Here is a 14616-nt window from a genome sequence, read left to right as displayed (position 1 = left end):
CGCGCTACGCATTCCTCAGGATGACGGGTCTCGTTGCTCGACTACCGCGATCCGCTCCGCCATGCGAGCTAGCGCTCCATATGCGGCGGCTCGTCGTAGCCGTGGCGGCTGGAGTAGAAAAGCAGCGCGATCAACCCGATGCCGACAATGGCCAGCACGGCGGCACCGATCGTGAAGACGACGACGCCATAGGTCGGCACTGGTGCATCCGGCACCATCATGCCTTGATAGGCGTAGACGCCGACGGCGGCCAGAAGAGCCAGCAGGAAGATGCTGATTGCAACTCGCATGCGTGTCTGCCTCTGCGAAGCGGGGAGCAGCGCGGAATTGGAGCCTCTAGCCCGCGGCGGCGGCGGTAGCCTTGGCCAGGGCCCGATGCCCGGCCTCGGTCAGTTCGCCGAGCGTGGTCCGGCCGCTCCCGGCGCATTTGATGATATACCGGGCAACGCGCCTGCGTGTCGCGTGTTCCTCGCCGTGCGGAGTGCAGCCGCAGACGCGGTCGAGCGCGACGTTCATGTTGGCGAGCGTGCGTGAGTCAAACCTCTCCTCGATCATCACAGCTCTCCCTGTCGGCTCCCAACGGCGCGTCTATCCTGCGGCGCGTCAGCATCTCGCTGACCTCCATCACGGCTTCGGTCTGTCTGGCTTTCTTCATCAATGCCTCGCGGTCGCGTCCCGGCGGCATCTTGCGGGCGGCGCTGCGCGCATCATCGGCAAATTTCTGCAGGCGGTCCTCGAAAGAGCCTGCGGGTCGTGACCTGTTGCGTTTCTTCTTGGGCATGTCGCCTCCGGTGGGAGCACGATGCTAGGCAGGTTCCCGGAGGCCGTCGCTAACATGTGACATCCCTCGCAAAATGAATCGAAGAAGAGCGACAGGAACGATTTGCGAGGCCACGCGTAAGGCAGATGCGTTCGCCGCTCGCGCCCCGAGAGCTGCGGACCACCTCGATTGCGGGCCCTGGCGAATGTCGTCGCCGGGGCCCGCGATTTGGGAGAACTTGCAATTGGCGCATTCCAATCATGGTGTCGTCAAGGACGGCAAGGGTCAGGAGCCGCCGGCCGACAAGCACCGCGCCCGGACCGCTCACATCTCCACTCCCGGAAAATCCGGCGCGAGGGAAGCGACGCGCGATCCCCGGCTGACGGACCAGGAGAAGACACCGGGTTCGGGCGTGCTGCCCGATGATCGCGGCGATCCCCCGACAGGCTGAACGCCTTGTTGCCGCGCAGCGATCGCAGCGCAGCGGCAGGAACCATGATCCCGTCCGGTTGTTGCTCCCGGGAGATCGCGCCATGATCAAGGGAAACCTCAGATGGCAAGCAACGACAACGAGATCGGGAATCTGATCGGCAGCGACAAGGTCGAGGGCACCGCGGTCTATGGTGCCGACGATCGCAAGATCGGGTCGATCGAGCGCGTGATGATCGACAAGGTGAGCGGACGCGTGTCCTACGCCGTGCTCGGCTTCGGCGGAATTCTGGGCCTCGGCAACGACCATTATCCGCTGCCCTGGCCGTCGCTGAAATACGATACCCGCCTCGGCGGTTATGTCACTGGCGTCACCGAGGACCAGCTTCGCGAGGCGCCGAAATACGGCAATGACAGGGACTGGAATTGGTCCGACATCGCCACCACGCGCATGGTGGACGACTACTACGGCGTGCCGTTGGCTTGAACGGTGTCGGAATCCCTTTCCGGCGGGACTGACGCACGCCTCGCGGCGCCGCAGCCGGGCACGAGGCGAACGCCATGTTCTCCGGCGTCTGTACACTAGTGAACATACGCCGATCCCTGCGCAAGATAACATGCGTAATTGAAATCAGCCCGGCGGTTACCCGATGAACAACCGGGGAGACCTGTGTCGTTGGCATCACTGGTTCGGAAATTAGAGCAATTCGTGCGGCTCTCGCCGGTTGATCATGCCATTCTCAATCGGGCGTCGACCGAGCGCGTGCGGCATTTCGGGCCGCGTGTCGATATCGTGCGCGAGGGCGAGAAGCCGAAGGACGTGCATCTGATCCTGTCCGGCTGGGCCTGCCGCTACAAGCAACTCGAGGATGGACGGCGGCAGGTGGTGGCGTTCTTCCTGCCCGGCGACATCTGCGACGTCAACGTCTTCATCCTGCGCGAGATGGATCATTCGATCGGCACCATCACGCAGGTCGCGGTCGCCGATCTGTCCCGAGAGTTCTTCGACCAGGTCGCGGCCGGTCATCCGCGCATCGTCACGGCGTTCTGGTGGGAGACCCTGGTCAACGCCGCGATCCAGCGCGAATGGACCATGAACCTCGGCCAGCGCACGGCGCTGGAGCGGATGGCCCATCTGCTGTGCGAGATCTGGCTTCGTCTCCGACTGAGCGGGTTGACCAAGGGCGACAGCTGCGATTTCCCGCTGACCCAGGGCGATCTTGCCGACGCCACCGGCCTTTCCAAGGTCCACGTCAATCGCACGCTTCAGGAGCTGCGCGCCGCGGGCCTGATCGTGCTCAAGGGCAAGACGCTCGCCGTTCCCAATCTCGATCGGCTGATGGAGGCAGGCCTGTTCAACCCGAACTACCTGCACATGGATCACGAGGGGCGGCAGCTCGACGCCGCCAGCATCACGGACACCGCCGTCGGGTGACGTGGCGAGCCGATGAGCGTCAGCAGCAGGCGCCTGATCGCGGTGCCGCCGACCGCGCAGCACAGCATGCGCCTTGCTTCTCTTCCTGCTTTTCTTGCGCGACCCGGGCGCGGTTCTCGCCCGTGCCGTCGCCATAATCAGTGCTTTCGCCCGTGGTGTGGAAGGTCTCCCATGCGATCCCGGCAGGATCGTCGATCCAGGATTTCTCCGACCTGGCATAGCAACAGGTGGTCTGCCCCTGGTCGGTTATCTCGCCGCCGGCCCGATGCAGCCGCGCATAGACCTCGTGCAATTCGTCCGTATTCTCGACCTGGATGCCGAGATGGTCGAGCCCCGGTTGCCGTCCGCGCGTCGAGATCGCGAAATTCACGCGCGGGTCTTCCAGCATCCATTTCGCATAGTCCGGCTTCACGACCGACGGCCTGGCTGCGAACAGGGCCGAGTAGAAATCGACCGAGCGCGAGAGGTCTGCAACGGAGACGTGAACATGCATGCGCTTCATGGTCTGTCCTTGCGGGGCGATCGCCTGGGCATGATCGCCGCGGGCGCGCCGGCAACACCGTGGCAGCAGTTTTCGGTGGGCAAGGCGAGCCGGGCGGTCAACTGATCGAATTGTGCCTGATAGATCATCGAAGGTCCGTCGCGGCGTCAAGACGGTTGTCCGGGCCGGTCTGCGAGCGTCCGAATGTCGGGGTTCTCCGGTTTTTCGTCCGAGGCTAACCAGCGAAGCGGAAACGGGAGATCACCGATGAGAGCAATTGCCGCAATCGGAGCGATTCTGATTTGGTCCACGGCAGTCTTCGCGCAGGATCGCGCGATCACCGTCGCATCGACGACGTCCACCGAGCAGTCGGGCCTGTTCGGCTACCTGCTGCCCGAATTCTCAAAGGCCGAGGGCATCAAGGTAAAGGTCGTTGCCGTCGGCACCGGTCAGGCGCTCGACATCGGCCGGCGTGGCGATGCCGATGTCGTGTTCGTTCACGACCGGCCGGCCGAAGACAAGTTCATGGCCGAGGGCCACGGCGTGAAGCGCTTCGACGTCATGTACAATGATTTCGTCATCGTGGGGCCGAAAAGCGATCCGGCACACATCGCTGGCGACAAGGACGTCGTCGACGCGCTGCGCAAGATCGCGACGGCAAAGGCTCCGTTCATCTCTCGAGGCGATCACTCCGGCACGCATGAAGCGGAGCTGCGCCTCTGGAAGCAGGCGGGCATCGACGTCGGGACCGGGAAGGACAGCTGGTATCGCGAGATCGGTCAGGGCATGGGGCCGGCCCTGAACATGGCGTCGTCGTTGAACGCCTATGTTCTCTCGGACCGTGGCACCTGGCTGTCGTTCAAGAACCGCGGCGATTTGACGATCCTGACGGAGGGCGACAAGCGACTGTTCAACCAGTATGGCGTCATGCTGGTGAATCCGGTCAAGCATCCGAATGTGAAGGCGCAGGACGGACAGGCGTTCGTGGACTGGCTGATCTCGCCTTCGGGACAACAAGCGATCGCCGGCTACAAGATCGGCGGCAAGCAGCTATTTTTCCCCAACGCGTCCCATTAGCAGGAAGGCGACGGTCGAGACCATCACGCTGAGCAGGAGCAGGATCACGCCGAGCCCAAGCGCCAGGGGCAGGTCGCCCTTGCTGGTTTCGAGCGCGATGGCCGTCGTCATGGTGCGCGTGAACCCCCTGATGTTGCCGCCCACGACGATGATCGCGCCGACTTCCGCGATCGCCCGCCCGAACGCCGCCAGGAACGCCGTCAGCAGTGAAGCGCGGCCGAGTGCAAACAACAGGGCGATGCTGCGCAATCTCGAAAGGCCGTCGGTACGCGCGAGGTCGCTGTACTCCGCCCACAGCAGGGTGGACGGACGGTGCACCAGCGCGACCACGATCGGCGTGGCGAGCAGCGTCTGTGCGATCACCATGGCGGTCGGCGTGAACAGCAGTCCTGCCGATCCCAGCGGTCCCGATCGCGAAAGCAGGATATAGAGCGCAAGACCGACCACGACCGGCGGGAGGCCGAGCAGCGCGTTGGTCAGGACGATGACCAATTGCCGTCCGCGGAAACGTGAGATCGCGAGCCAGGCTCCGATGGGGGCGCCGATCAGCAATGCAACGATGCTCGCCATCAGGCTGACGCGCAACGAGAGCGCGACGATGGAGAGAAGCTCGGGATCGGCCTCACCGATGAGCGAAAGGGCGGCGCTGACGGATCGCAGGAAGTCGTTCATGCGCCGCCGTTCGTCAGCGTCCCGCAGACTTCGTTCCCGTCCGTGGTGTCGAGGCCCGCGATGCGTCTCATGAACTGGTGCCGGCAAGTCCGCTGATCGAGAGCCTTGTAAGTCCACGCGCGCCGCGCCGGACCCATCGTGCGGTCGGCGCGCTGCACACGGCCGGCTGCCGGGCAGTATGAACCAGCTTTTTAACCCGGGAAAGGCTATCAAGGGGCATTTCGCGCGCCGCGAGAGAACGCGCGCCCGGCGAACAACGCCGTCAAACGCAAGGGCCGATCGCATGACGTGGACGCTGTGGGGGCTGGCGGTTCAGACGGTCGCAGGTTTGCTCGGCGCCCATGCGATCGCAGGCGCCGCCCGGGATTATCGCTTCGGCTTCGTCGGTCACAGCGTCGCCGGTATCGTCGGCGGCGCGCTGAGCGGCGCGTTCCTGCAAGGGGCCGCCGTCACCATCGTGACGGGCAACGGCAGCCAGAACCTGCTGACGGTACCGCATGGCGGTCGCCCACGTGCTGACCGGCGCCGTGGCGGGCGGGATCCTGACGCTTGCGATCGGCTTCTTCCTCGCCGAACGATCGGGTCGAACGCCAGGGAGCTGAATCCGGAGGATCGCCGAGCTTCGTGGATCACGACATTCGGCAGCGCCTGTGGAGACAAGAGCTGCGACAAGACAACCCGACGGGCAACTCACCCAAGACCCGTCAAGCCCATCAGGCAATAATATTTCTGTTTTAATGAAGTGCGATCTGATGTATGAATTGGCTCGTCCCACCCGATGCGAGGGGCGAGCGCACGTCACGAACGCGCGGTGGGATGCGGTGGACGCCGAGGTGCGCGCGACGAATGCACCAGAGCGGACGGCGAAATCGTGCAGGCCTGACGCCCTAGTGGCAGGTGTCTCCCGCGAGATGCGAAAGCATCTTCGCGAGACGGTGACAAGAAAGCCCAGTCTCACCGGGGAGAGCACGTATAAGCCGTAAACCATCGCGCAGGGAAAGCCGGGATGTTCCCGGTTACACCTGTGGTCCTACCTCCCGAGCTTTCCATTGCTCGGGACCCACGGGTGCGATCGGCACCCGGCTTTCCCTGCGCCCTCTGCTTGCAGAGTGGCGAAAACGAAGAGCAAAACTCGGGCAAACCATGTCGCGAGAATGAGAATGCGTGTTTCCCTCCTTGCTTCATCGCGTCGCGCCTCGCAATGACGGGGACGAGATCGTGCCGCAAGCTCACCCGCTCGCGGCCTTCACCACCACGACGTTGTCGTCCGGCTGCACCGGGTGGCGCTTGAGATGATCGCGGCGCAGGGCGATGTCGTCGCGGACGAACTCGTAGCCGAGCTTGAAGGTTTCGAGCCCGTCGCTCGATACGGTGCCATCGCGAAGGCCGACCACCGCATGGCGCAGGATCTTCTCGAGCTCGTCCTGCAATTGGTCGAGATGCTCGATGCAGGTCGTGTTCTCGATCTGCTCGCCGATGTCGAGAACCCGGGTTGCGAGCTCGCTGGCCTTTTCCGGTGCGATCCGGGTGATCTTGGCGTAGATCGCGGCGAAGATAGAGCCGATGACGCTGAGCGCGGCGGCGGCGAGATACATCATATCGCTGTAGCGATCCATGAACGACTTGGTGTCGTCGTTGATGTATTGGGCGGCGCCCTGATGGGCCATGATGAAGGCATCCTTGTCGGTGGCGGCCGGCTCGATCCTGGAAGCGAAGCCGTCGTCGAGCACCAGCTCGGCCTTGTTCTCGTAGACCATGCGGGCAAGTTCGGCCGCCGTCGAGGTCGACACTTGCGACTGCGCGACCAGCAGCCATTCGAGGCCGATGGTGTCGACGTCGTCGTCCGGGATCGCCGGCGAGGCCGACAGCATGCCGGTCGAGACGGTTTCCTCGGAGATCGCCGGATATTTGCGGGCGAGCGACTTGGCCGAATCGATCGCGTTCAGCGTGAAGCCGCCGCGCTTGGCATATTGCTCGAAGGTCTTGTCCTTCACGATCTTCGAGGTGTGCTCGATCGCGATGACGGCGGCGAAGCCGGAGGCGAACAGCTTCTCGAACGGTGTGTTGGGCGGCGCCTGCTGCACCCGCTGTGCGACATCGGGACTGTCGGAGATCTCGAGCGCGCTGCGGACGAAATTGACGCTGTTCTCGCCGTCGCCGACGACGGCGACCTTCTTCTTCCTGAGGTCGGAGAGCGACTTGATCTTCCTGTCGCCCGGGCTGAGCACCAGCACGACGTCATGCTCGAGGATCGCGATCGCGCGGGCGCGTGGCGGCACGCGAGCGTCGGTGCGCAGGATCGCAAGATCGGCGTCGCGGCGATCGAACTGCGCCAGCGCCTTGGCGTTGTCGGGGTTCGCGGCGACCTTCAGCCGCAACCGCGACGAATTGGCCTTGAGCACGGTCTTGAGCCTGGTGGCGAACCTCGCCTCCGGGCCGTTGGCGTCACCGACCGCGAACACCAGCGTCTCCGAATTGCGCAGCCACACCCGGCCGCCCCACACGGTCGCAGCGCTCAAGATCAGGGTCAGGATGGAGAAGATGACGATCTGTGCCCGGTTGCTCTTTACAACCCGGGCGCGAGGCGGCGGCAGGATCGACGACGGCGTCGGGGCTTCGGCGCTCATGGCTCATCACCCGTCCGGGGAAAGCTCCTGCCGTATCTCGACCGATGCGGCGAGCCCGGTGAAATGGTAAATGACTATAAAAGAAAGAAAATTTCCTTGGGCGCCGCGATGATAGCGCCCCCTGTGCCGAATGCAAATCAGTCGCAGGACGTAACCTTAACCGCTGCCGCGGCGCCACATGCCACATGACGATCGCCACTACCGTCGCGGTGAACCATCATGCGATTTTCACTCGACCCGCAGGTGCATTCCGCCTCCGGAGGTGTCATAAATGAGACAGGCTTTGGAATTGTCCGGCTTTACCAGATTGCGCTGACGGCCTCACCCAGAGTTACACCACATTCATCCCATCCAGGGGGCGTCGGCTTTGCTGTTTCCTTCCATGTCATCGTCGGTGCCGGTTGGTGCGCTGGTGGGATGGATGCTGCTTCTCACCGCGAAGCACGTCATCGCCGACTTCATGCTGCAGAACGCCTGGATGGCGATCGGCAAGGACCAGAAGACCGGCTGGGCGATGCCGCTGCTGGCGCATTGCCTCGTGCATCTAGCCGTCGCGCTGGTGCTGATCTCGGTCGTCGCACCGCGCTTCTGGTACGTCGCCTTCGTCGACTTCGTCATCCACATCATCGTCGACCGTGCCAAGGGCTATTGCGCCTCGCATTTCGGGGTGACGCTGGAGTCCGGGCATCCCTGGTTCTGGACCCTGATCGGCGTCGACCAGGCTTTGCACCATCTCACCGGCTTCGCGCTGTCGATCTACATGGCCGCGAATTAGGGCATGATCCGGAAAAGGGTGTAGCGGCTTTCCGAAAAGATGAAGGGGATGCCGGCTCGCGTGAGCAAAGCGCGTCGGGGGCGGGAAAAGGAACGGCAGCCCGTATTTGTCCCAGGTCACGCGGCGGCCGCCGCGGCGCAGGATGTGATTCGCCTGCAACGGGCAAGCGCCCCCGTGGACGACCGGTGGCGGTGGTTAACCTTTCGTTAGTGGATTGCGCGGCATCTTCGCGATCGAGGGGGATTTGCAAATGTTTTCAAGCCGCGACGCCTTCGAGAACGATGCCTGCCCGGTCGGCGACGAGATGCTCGGCCAGATGTATCGCGCTAATTCAAACGGCCTGTCGCTTCTGGTTGCCAACGTGTCGCCCGACGTCCGCGCGATGCTGGCGCTGTTCTGCTACCGCCGCAGCCACCTGCACGCACTCGCGCTCGCCGTCGCGACGAGCTGCACCGAGCGCGAGCTGGTCAGTTTCGGCGGACGGGTCGGCTCGACACTCTACGCGCTGTCGCGCGAACCGGTGCGTACGGCCACGGCCTCGCATGGCGGGCGCAAGCCGATCACGCTGTCGACCAAGCCGCTCTCGACCTTCGCGCCCGTCGTCGATGACGAGATCGACGACGAGACGATCGGCGACGCCGTGACGGCCTGATCAGGTCGTCTCGCGGCCTGCGATGACCGGCAGGCCGTGCCGGCGTCGCGCCATCGCGCATTCCGCATCGCCGGGCTGGCAGGTCCGGCACACCTCCGGCCGCACCGCATAGACCTCGCAGCGCGTCGCAACGCCGATCCTGCCCGACAGCGCCGTGCACCGGTCGCCCTCGCAGCGCATCCCCGACTGCCGCGCGTTGACGAATTGCGGCGGGATCAGATCGAGCTGCGCGTCATCCTCGATGGTGAAGCGCGGCCAGTTCTCCGAATAGCTGCAGCACGCTCCGCACGACTGGCAGAGGGCTCCGATATCATCCGCGGCCATCACGTGTCCCTCGGCGCTTCCCACACCAGGCTGCGCCGCCAGCGTGCCCTGAGCAGGTCGCGCCGCTCCGGATATTTCTCGTCGTGATAGACAGCGGTGACGACACGGTCGGTACGGAAACTGCGGAAATCCTTGCGCAGCTCGCACCACGCCGCGAGCAGCCGCACCGCCTCGTGATAGCCGACCGCGATCGGCCAGATGGTGCGCTCGGAGTCGCGGCCGTGCTCGTCGCGGTAGTTGAGCGTGATCTTCTTGCCCTCGTGGATCTGGCTGCGGGTCTTGACCATGTCGATGCGGTCCGGCTCCCGGTTCCAGGCGGAGCGGGCGCGGCTCGCCGGCTCCAGCACGAACGGCCGCAGCCGGTCGGGCACGGTCTCGGCGATCTTCGCCATCAGGTCCTCGGCGGCACGCGCCAGCGCCGGGTCGGCGTGGCCGACCACCCATTGCGCGCCGAGCACGCAGGCCTCGATCTCGTCAGGTGTCAGCATCAGGGGCGGCAGGTCGAATCCCTTCTCCAGGATGTAGCCCATGCCGGCCTCGCCGCGGATCGGCACCCGCTGCTCGATCAGGGTGGCGATGTCGCGATAGATCGTTCGCTTCGATGTCTCGAGCTCGGCCGCGATTGCATCCGCAGTCAGCGGCTTGCGGGTGCGGCGGAGCACCTGGATGATCTGAAACAGCCGGTCGGCGCGTCGCATGGCAAATCTCTTCGCAGTCTCTTGGCTCTCGGCTCGTCGCTTTTCTCGGACCCGCCGTGCTGCTGCTGACAGCATGTTGGCAGCAGGTGGGGGCTATATCAGGACAACACCTCAAGTGAAGGGAATTTGTCCATGACGAATCTTGACGAGCTTGGTTTCCGGCAGGCGCGGTCCTTCGCGCTGGAACAGTTGATCACAGTCTACTCCACATCGGGCGATCTGCGCTGGGCGCTGGTTGCGCTGATGGCGCAATCGGTCGCAGCCGCCTGGTCGTACGGGCGGGCGCGGGTGGCGAAACGGGTTCGCGAGGCGGTCCGCCGCCTCGCGCCCGTCGGCCCGTTCGACGGCGAGTGCCGCTGCTGCTGACACCATGGTGGCAGCAGGGGGGCGCTAGCCTCCATCCACGACCCCAGGCAATCGGAGCTTCACAATGATCACCCTCTACGGCTTTGGCGCCGGCTTCGGCTTGCCCGAAATGAGCCCCTTCGTGACCAAGACCGAGGTCCAGCTCAAGATGGCCGGGCTCGACTACCGCAAGGAACTGGCAAGGCCGCCGGCGTCTCCCAAGGGCCAATTGCCCTTCATCGCCGATGACGGCGAGACCATTGCCGATTCGACCTTCATCCGCGCCCATGTCGAGGGCAAATACGGCTTCGATTTCGACGCGCCGCTGAGCCTGCAGGCGCGCGCCCAGGCCTGGGCCTTCGAGCGCATGATCGAGCATCACGTCTACTGGGCGATGGTCGGCGCGCGCTGGGTCGACGATGCGAATTTCGCCAAGGGGCCGGCGCATTTCTTCGATGGCGCGCCGGACCACCTGCGCGACAAGATGCGCGAGGACGCCCAGTTCCGCGTCGCCGAGAACTATCTGTTGAGCGGTCTCGGCCGCCATGCGCCGGACGAGGATGTCGACCTCGCGATCCGATCGCTGTTCGCGCTCTCGGTGCAACTCGGCGACAAGCCCTATCTGATGGGCAACGCGCCCTGCGGTACCGACGCAACCGCATTCGGCGCACTCGCGGGCATCCTGACGCCATTCTTCGAATCGCCGCTGCGCGAGCGCACCGAGAAGTTCGGCAATCTCACCGCCTATGTCGACCGGATGATGCTGCAGTACTATCCGGAGTTCGCCTGGGCGCCGCTGCAGGAGGCCGCGTAGCCGGCGGGAGCGGGCTGGCCCTTCAGTGCTGCCAGCTCGGCCTCGAGCTCGGCGATCCGCTGATCGCGCGACCCCAGCGCTGCGGCCACGTCGGTCGCATCGAATTTCTGCGGAATGTGCTGCGGGCAGTTGATGTCCCACGCCTTGACCTCGAACAGGATGACCTGCTCGGGGCGCGCGCGATAGCCTTGCGGCATCAACGAACGCGTCAATGCCGGGTCATCTTCCACGATCCGCGCCTCGCCCCAGATCTTGACCCGGCGGCGATGCGCATAGTCCATCACGAAGATATGCGCCTTGGGATTCTCCGAGAGATTGCCTTGCGTGATGTATTGCTGGTTGCCGGCGTAGTCCGCGAACGCGATCGTCGTCTTGTCGAGGACCCGGATGAAGCCCTTCGGTCCGCCGCGGTGCTGGATGTAGGGCTGACCCTCGGCCGAGGCGGTAGCAAGATAGAAGCTCCCGGTGTCGGCGAGGAAGCCTGCGAGACCATCGTCGATCTCGGTGCGCCAGCCGCCGTGGGCCTCGATCCCGGCATAGGCCTCGCGAGAGCCCTTGCGCGTCTGGATCGCCTTCACGGCCGGAGTGAACGCGACATCGCTGGAATAGCCGTGAGCGTCTGACATCCGAACCTCCCGCCAAGGCCGACCACGCGGCCGTCCCGGGGTCAAAATGGTCGTTTCTGGAATGTAGGCAATCTTGTGAATTGACACTTCACTATTGCCGAATATGCAATAGTGAAATGGATCGCCTCGATGCCATGCAGGCCTTCGTGGCCGTGGTCGACCTGCAGGGCTTTGCCCCCGCGGCGCGCAGGCTCGCGCTCTCGCCCTCAGCCGTCACCCGGCTGATTGCGGCGCTGGAGGAGCGGCTCGGCGCGCGGCTGCTGCAGCGAACCACCCGGCAGGTGACGCTGACCGATGCCGGTTCCCGCTACCTGGAGCGGGCGCGCCGAATTCTTGCCGACGTCGAGGAGGCCGAGGACGCGGTAGAGGGCGAGCGCACCCGGCCCGAGGGCCGGCTGGTGATCTCGGCTCCGTTCGGGTTCGGACGGCTGCATGTCAGCCCGGTCGTATCGGCCTATCTGAAGCGGTATCCCGACGTCGGCGTTGACCTGCGGCTGTCGGATCACCGGATAAACCTCGTCGAGGATGGCGTCGACCTCGCCGTCAGGATCGGGCATCTTCCGGATTCGACGCTGGTCGCGCGCCATGTCGGCGAGATGCGCCGGATCGTGGTGGCCTCGCCCGGTTATCTCAAGCGCCGCGGCGAGCCGGGCCGGCCTGCCGATCTCGCGACCCATGACACGATCGTGTTCGGCGCCATGACCGCCGCGCCGGATTGGCGTTTCGTCGAGGACGGGCGCGAGGTTCGGATCGCCCCTTCGCCACGCTTCACCAGCAACAGTTCGGATGCCGCCATCCAGTATGCCGAGCAGGACGGTGGGCTGACGCGGGTGATGTTCTATCAGGCTGCCGAATCGCTCAGGGCCGGGCGGGTCAGGATCGTGCTTGCCAAGTTCGAGCAGCCGGCGGTGCCGATCCATGTCGTCTATCCGACGACACGGCTGCTATCGGCCAAGGTGCGGACCTTCATCGATCTCGTGACCGAAATCAGCAACTGGCATTTCGGCTAGAGCGCGATGAGACGAGGCTTGATCGTCATCGCGCGTTAGCTCTTTGTTTGAGCATGATCCTTTCGGAAAACCGCTACACACTTTTCCGGATCATGCTCTCGATCATTTGGCGTCCTTGTTCAATTCGACGGCAACCTGCGACAGCCAGGAGCCCGGGGCCTTCATGACAAACGACTGGTGGTCACCCTTGGTGCGGATCGTCACCAGCGCGGCAACGGTCTCACCTTCAATTCGCGCCTCGATCAGCCCGTCGGAATTGGTCCCGGAGATCTTGCCGCCCTGCCGGTATTCGTGCTCGAACCAGTTGCCCGAAAGCTGCGTCCCGTCTTGATCGATGTTGGCGGACAACGACATCTTGTAGGCGTCGCTCGCACATCGGAGGTTCAGGCTGATCGACTTGCCCGGCTTCGTGACGTTATATGCGACCTTGCAGCGGACTCTCTCCCAGGCTCCATCCGAGGGCTTCATCGAGCCCGATCCGGACCATCCGCCCGCCAGATCGTCCAGACTTGTCGCCGCATGCGACGCGCTCAAGGTCATCAGTGCGAAGCACACCGCGACGCCGCTTCGCATGATCGAAAATTTCCAAGACATCAGATCGGTCTCCGAATCGCAACGCCGTGATCCTACCCGCGCTTGGTCGTCGGGATGTGGCGAAGATGTCAAGAGATGTTGCAGAATTTGTCATTCTGTTGACGGCACTCAGCTCGCCGGCTCCTTTTTCGGCACCACACGGAACGTGCCGTTGGCGCGCGCAATCGTGACGTCGTCAGCCTTGATCAGGCTTTGCGCAAAGCAGATCGTGCTGCCGGTCTTGATCACGTCGCCTTCGACCGCGAGCCATTGCCCGACATTGGCGCTGCCGACGAAATCAACCGCCAGCGAGATCGTCACGAAGGAGGTCGTCCAGCCGGTCGCCTGCGCGCAGCTGTAGCCCATCGCGGCGTCGGCGAGGGCTGCAATCAGGCCGCCATGGATCAGGCCGCGGCTGTTGGTATGCGGCCTGGCCAGCCGCAGGCCGAGGATCACGGCTCTCTCGGTCTTCCTCGCGTACAGCGGCTCCCAGGGGTCGGTGAGCGGGCTCTTGCGGAAATGCGGCTCGAAGCCGTGGGGGACATCTCGGGGGATGCCGGCGATTGATGGATCGATGGTCATGTGAAGCTCGCGTGATAGCGTTTCGTTGGCGCCATTGAACGCGATGTCGGTGACGGTTTCACCGCCTACAAAGTTTTAAACGGGATTCGCGCGGGTGTTTGAAAGGCGTCCGCGCCGTGTCACGCCGGCAACTCGTAGCCAACAGCGCTTTCGATCTCGATCGTCTTCTGCACCGCCGGCCGGGCCATCATCCGCGCATGGTGCGCCGTCAGATTGGGAAACATGTCCGGCGACGGCTTGAGCGAGTTCGCAAGCCGCCAGTACAGCCGGAACAAATGGATATCGGCGATCGAGTAGGTGCCGATCGCCCAGCCCGTGCCGAGGCGGCGGTCAGCGATCCCCCATACAGCCTTGGCGTGCTCCAGCCCCTGCCGGCGTGCGGGATGCAGCGTCGAGGCGATGAAGGACATCCAGGACAGCACCTGCGCTTCGGCTTCCGGATCATCACGCGGCAGCAGATCCGCGTCGGGAAATCGCCTGGCGAGGTAGAACAGGATCGCGGCGACCTCGGTCAGCGGACGGCCGTCGATCAGGAGCGTCGGGACCTGGCCCACCGGATTGAGTGCGAGAAAGTCGGGGGAGCGCATGTCGTTGCGCTTGAACGACATCGGCCGGGCCTCGAAAGCGGCGCCGACCTCGTGCAGGGCAATGTGCACCGCCATCGAACTGGCGCCCGGCGCGAAGTACAGCGTGAGCATGGCAAACCTGCAGCGGCTTGTTCCGTCATCGCGAGCGT

The 14616-nt window shown here is 64.3% G+C and carries 22 protein-coding genes; 10 read left to right on the top strand and 12 right to left on the bottom strand.

Annotated features, from left to right (window positions below; genetic code table 11):
* Window positions 1–68: 68 nt before the first annotated feature.
* Genes JQ586_RS11710 through JQ586_RS11700 form a run of 3 tightly spaced genes read right to left on the bottom strand, consistent with a single transcriptional unit; the run spans window position 69 to window position 781 of the window.
* Window positions 69–290 (bottom strand): hypothetical protein, encoded by a 222-nt coding sequence (locus JQ586_RS11710; protein ID WP_212394705.1) that lies wholly within the window; start codon window positions 288–290, stop codon window positions 69–71.
* A 46-nt stretch (window positions 291–336) separates the two neighbouring features.
* The gene (locus JQ586_RS11705) at window positions 337–555 is read right to left on the bottom strand and encodes a hypothetical protein (RefSeq protein ID WP_212394704.1); all 219 of its coding nucleotides are present in this window, start codon (window positions 553–555) and stop codon (window positions 337–339) included.
* Entirely contained in the window at window positions 536–781 is a 246-nt protein-coding gene (locus JQ586_RS11700) for a hypothetical protein (protein WP_212394703.1), read from the bottom strand. Before JQ586_RS11700 ends, JQ586_RS11705 begins: the two co-directional genes overlap by 20 nt.
* 223 nt (window positions 782–1004) lie before the next feature.
* Here JQ586_RS11700 and JQ586_RS11695 point away from each other — a divergent pair, with 223 nt between their 5' ends.
* The 3 genes from JQ586_RS11695 (at window position 1005) to JQ586_RS11685 (ending at window position 2624) form a co-directional block, all read left to right on the top strand.
* Window positions 1005–1211, top strand: a complete 207-nt coding sequence (locus tag JQ586_RS11695; protein ID WP_212394702.1) for a hypothetical protein — start codon at window positions 1005–1007, stop codon at window positions 1209–1211.
* A gap of 102 nt (window positions 1212–1313) precedes the next feature.
* Window positions 1314–1676, top strand: a complete 363-nt coding sequence (locus tag JQ586_RS11690; RefSeq protein WP_212394701.1) for a PRC-barrel domain-containing protein — start codon at window positions 1314–1316, stop codon at window positions 1674–1676.
* 189 nt (window positions 1677–1865) lie between these two features.
* Window positions 1866–2624 (top strand): Crp/Fnr family transcriptional regulator, encoded by a 759-nt coding sequence (locus JQ586_RS11685; RefSeq protein WP_212394700.1) that lies wholly within the window; start codon window positions 1866–1868, stop codon window positions 2622–2624.
* 19 nt (window positions 2625–2643) lie between these two features.
* On the opposite strand, the gene JQ586_RS11680 is transcribed toward JQ586_RS11685, so the two are convergent.
* Window positions 2644–3126: an ArsI/CadI family heavy metal resistance metalloenzyme gene (locus JQ586_RS11680; RefSeq protein WP_212394699.1), complete on the bottom strand. Its 483-nt coding sequence runs from the start codon at window positions 3124–3126 to the stop codon at window positions 2644–2646.
* Between the two features lie 246 nt (window positions 3127–3372).
* Between JQ586_RS11680 and JQ586_RS11675 the strand changes: the two genes are divergently transcribed.
* The gene (locus JQ586_RS11675; protein WP_212394698.1) at window positions 3373–4182 is read left to right on the top strand and encodes an extracellular solute-binding protein; all 810 of its coding nucleotides are present in this window, start codon (window positions 3373–3375) and stop codon (window positions 4180–4182) included.
* On the opposite strand, the gene JQ586_RS11670 is transcribed toward JQ586_RS11675, so the two are convergent.
* Window positions 4156–4854 (bottom strand): ABC transporter permease, encoded by a 699-nt coding sequence (locus tag JQ586_RS11670; protein ID WP_212394697.1) that lies wholly within the window; start codon window positions 4852–4854, stop codon window positions 4156–4158. The two genes, JQ586_RS11675 and JQ586_RS11670, sit on opposite strands and share 27 nt — an antisense overlap.
* 283 nt (window positions 4855–5137) lie before the next feature.
* Here JQ586_RS11670 and JQ586_RS11665 point away from each other — a divergent pair, with 283 nt between their 5' ends.
* The gene (locus JQ586_RS11665) at window positions 5138–5578 is read left to right on the top strand and encodes a hypothetical protein (protein ID WP_212394696.1); all 441 of its coding nucleotides are present in this window, start codon (window positions 5138–5140) and stop codon (window positions 5576–5578) included.
* 505 nt (window positions 5579–6083) lie between these two features.
* On the opposite strand, the gene JQ586_RS11660 is transcribed toward JQ586_RS11665, so the two are convergent.
* Entirely contained in the window at window positions 6084–7481 is a 1398-nt protein-coding gene (locus JQ586_RS11660; protein ID WP_212394695.1) for a TAXI family TRAP transporter solute-binding subunit, read from the bottom strand.
* Between the two features lie 421 nt (window positions 7482–7902).
* On the opposite strand from JQ586_RS11660, the gene JQ586_RS11655 reads away from it, so the two are divergent.
* Window positions 7903–8256, top strand: coding sequence for a DUF3307 domain-containing protein (locus JQ586_RS11655; RefSeq protein ID WP_212394694.1), 354 nt, complete (start codon window positions 7903–7905; stop codon window positions 8254–8256).
* Between the two features lie 250 nt (window positions 8257–8506).
* The gene (locus JQ586_RS11650) at window positions 8507–8908 is read left to right on the top strand and encodes a hypothetical protein (protein ID WP_212394693.1); all 402 of its coding nucleotides are present in this window, start codon (window positions 8507–8509) and stop codon (window positions 8906–8908) included.
* On the opposite strand, the gene JQ586_RS11645 is transcribed toward JQ586_RS11650, so the two are convergent.
* The gene (locus JQ586_RS11645) at window positions 8909–9232 is read right to left on the bottom strand and encodes a YkgJ family cysteine cluster protein (RefSeq protein WP_212394692.1); all 324 of its coding nucleotides are present in this window, start codon (window positions 9230–9232) and stop codon (window positions 8909–8911) included.
* Complete coding sequence (locus JQ586_RS11640; protein ID WP_212394691.1) at window positions 9232–9930, bottom strand: YafY family protein; 699 nt, start codon at window positions 9928–9930, stop codon at window positions 9232–9234. The genes JQ586_RS11645 and JQ586_RS11640 overlap by 1 nt, the downstream gene beginning before the upstream one ends.
* Before the next feature lie 132 nt (window positions 9931–10062).
* Here JQ586_RS11640 and JQ586_RS11635 point away from each other — a divergent pair, with 132 nt between their 5' ends.
* Together JQ586_RS11635 and JQ586_RS11630 are read left to right on the top strand one after the other, a co-directional pair.
* A complete protein-coding gene (locus tag JQ586_RS11635) occupies window positions 10063–10296 on the top strand; it encodes a hypothetical protein (RefSeq protein ID WP_212394689.1) in 234 nt (77 codons plus the stop codon).
* A 64-nt stretch (window positions 10297–10360) separates the two neighbouring features.
* Complete coding sequence (locus tag JQ586_RS11630) at window positions 10361–11089, top strand: glutathione S-transferase family protein (protein WP_212394688.1); 729 nt, start codon at window positions 10361–10363, stop codon at window positions 11087–11089.
* On the opposite strand, the gene JQ586_RS11625 is transcribed toward JQ586_RS11630, so the two are convergent.
* Window positions 11047–11715: a pyridoxamine 5'-phosphate oxidase family protein gene (locus JQ586_RS11625; RefSeq protein ID WP_212394687.1), complete on the bottom strand. Its 669-nt coding sequence runs from the start codon at window positions 11713–11715 to the stop codon at window positions 11047–11049. The genes JQ586_RS11630 and JQ586_RS11625 overlap by 43 nt on opposite strands.
* A 116-nt stretch (window positions 11716–11831) precedes the next feature.
* Between JQ586_RS11625 and JQ586_RS11620 the strand changes: the two genes are divergently transcribed.
* Window positions 11832–12725: a LysR family transcriptional regulator gene (locus JQ586_RS11620; protein WP_212394686.1), complete on the top strand. Its 894-nt coding sequence runs from the start codon at window positions 11832–11834 to the stop codon at window positions 12723–12725.
* 102 nt (window positions 12726–12827) lie between these two features.
* On the opposite strand, the gene JQ586_RS11615 is transcribed toward JQ586_RS11620, so the two are convergent.
* The 3 genes from JQ586_RS11615 to JQ586_RS11605 form a co-directional block, all read right to left on the bottom strand.
* Window positions 12828–13319, bottom strand: coding sequence for a hypothetical protein (locus tag JQ586_RS11615; protein ID WP_212394685.1), 492 nt, complete (start codon window positions 13317–13319; stop codon window positions 12828–12830).
* Window positions 13320–13427: 108 nt separating this feature from the next.
* Complete coding sequence (locus JQ586_RS11610) at window positions 13428–13880, bottom strand: PaaI family thioesterase (protein ID WP_212394683.1); 453 nt, start codon at window positions 13878–13880, stop codon at window positions 13428–13430.
* 119 nt (window positions 13881–13999) lie between these two features.
* Complete coding sequence (locus JQ586_RS11605; RefSeq protein WP_212394682.1) at window positions 14000–14578, bottom strand: glutathione S-transferase family protein; 579 nt, start codon at window positions 14576–14578, stop codon at window positions 14000–14002.
* Window positions 14579–14616 lie beyond the last annotated feature (38 nt).

Source organism: Bradyrhizobium jicamae, from assembly GCF_018130215.1.
GTDB classification, from domain to species: Bacteria; Pseudomonadota; Alphaproteobacteria; order Rhizobiales; family Xanthobacteraceae; genus Bradyrhizobium; species Bradyrhizobium jicamae_A.
This window is presented reverse-complemented; position numbering and strand designations above follow the sequence as displayed.

Bases quoted from the DNA above. Each gene is read 5' to 3' on its own strand.
- JQ586_RS11640 (WP_212394691.1), bottom strand. From the start codon at position 9,930: ATGCGACGCGCCGACCGGCTGTTTCAGATCATCCAGGTGCTCCGCCGC.
- JQ586_RS11645 (WP_212394692.1), bottom strand. From the start codon at position 9,232: ATGGCCGCGGATGATATCGGAGCCCTCTGCCAGTCGTGCGGAGCGTGC.
- JQ586_RS11655 (WP_212394694.1), top strand. From the start codon at position 7,903: ATGCTGCTTCTCACCGCGAAGCACGTCATCGCCGACTTCATGCTGCAG.
- JQ586_RS11620 (WP_212394686.1), top strand. From the start codon at position 11,832: ATGGATCGCCTCGATGCCATGCAGGCCTTCGTGGCCGTGGTCGACCTG.
- JQ586_RS11700 (WP_212394703.1), bottom strand. From the start codon at position 781: ATGCCCAAGAAGAAACGCAACAGGTCACGACCCGCAGGCTCTTTCGAG.
- JQ586_RS11615 (WP_212394685.1), bottom strand. From the start codon at position 13,319: ATGTCTTGGAAATTTTCGATCATGCGAAGCGGCGTCGCGGTGTGCTTC.
- JQ586_RS11665 (WP_212394696.1), top strand. From the start codon at position 5,138: ATGACGTGGACGCTGTGGGGGCTGGCGGTTCAGACGGTCGCAGGTTTG.
- JQ586_RS11625 (WP_212394687.1), bottom strand. From the start codon at position 11,715: ATGTCAGACGCTCACGGCTATTCCAGCGATGTCGCGTTCACTCCGGCC.
- JQ586_RS11630 (WP_212394688.1), top strand. From the start codon at position 10,361: ATGATCACCCTCTACGGCTTTGGCGCCGGCTTCGGCTTGCCCGAAATG.
- JQ586_RS11610 (WP_212394683.1), bottom strand. From the start codon at position 13,880: ATGACCATCGATCCATCAATCGCCGGCATCCCCCGAGATGTCCCCCAC.
- JQ586_RS11660 (WP_212394695.1), bottom strand. From the start codon at position 7,481: ATGAGCGCCGAAGCCCCGACGCCGTCGTCGATCCTGCCGCCGCCTCGC.
- JQ586_RS11705 (WP_212394704.1), bottom strand. From the start codon at position 555: ATGATCGAGGAGAGGTTTGACTCACGCACGCTCGCCAACATGAACGTC.
- JQ586_RS11605 (WP_212394682.1), bottom strand. From the start codon at position 14,578: ATGCTCACGCTGTACTTCGCGCCGGGCGCCAGTTCGATGGCGGTGCAC.
- JQ586_RS11635 (WP_212394689.1), top strand. From the start codon at position 10,063: ATGACGAATCTTGACGAGCTTGGTTTCCGGCAGGCGCGGTCCTTCGCG.
- JQ586_RS11680 (WP_212394699.1), bottom strand. From the start codon at position 3,126: ATGAAGCGCATGCATGTTCACGTCTCCGTTGCAGACCTCTCGCGCTCG.
- JQ586_RS11710 (WP_212394705.1), bottom strand. From the start codon at position 290: ATGCGAGTTGCAATCAGCATCTTCCTGCTGGCTCTTCTGGCCGCCGTC.
- JQ586_RS11670 (WP_212394697.1), bottom strand. From the start codon at position 4,854: ATGAACGACTTCCTGCGATCCGTCAGCGCCGCCCTTTCGCTCATCGGT.
- JQ586_RS11650 (WP_212394693.1), top strand. From the start codon at position 8,507: ATGTTTTCAAGCCGCGACGCCTTCGAGAACGATGCCTGCCCGGTCGGC.
- JQ586_RS11675 (WP_212394698.1), top strand. From the start codon at position 3,373: ATGAGAGCAATTGCCGCAATCGGAGCGATTCTGATTTGGTCCACGGCA.
- JQ586_RS11690 (WP_212394701.1), top strand. From the start codon at position 1,314: ATGGCAAGCAACGACAACGAGATCGGGAATCTGATCGGCAGCGACAAG.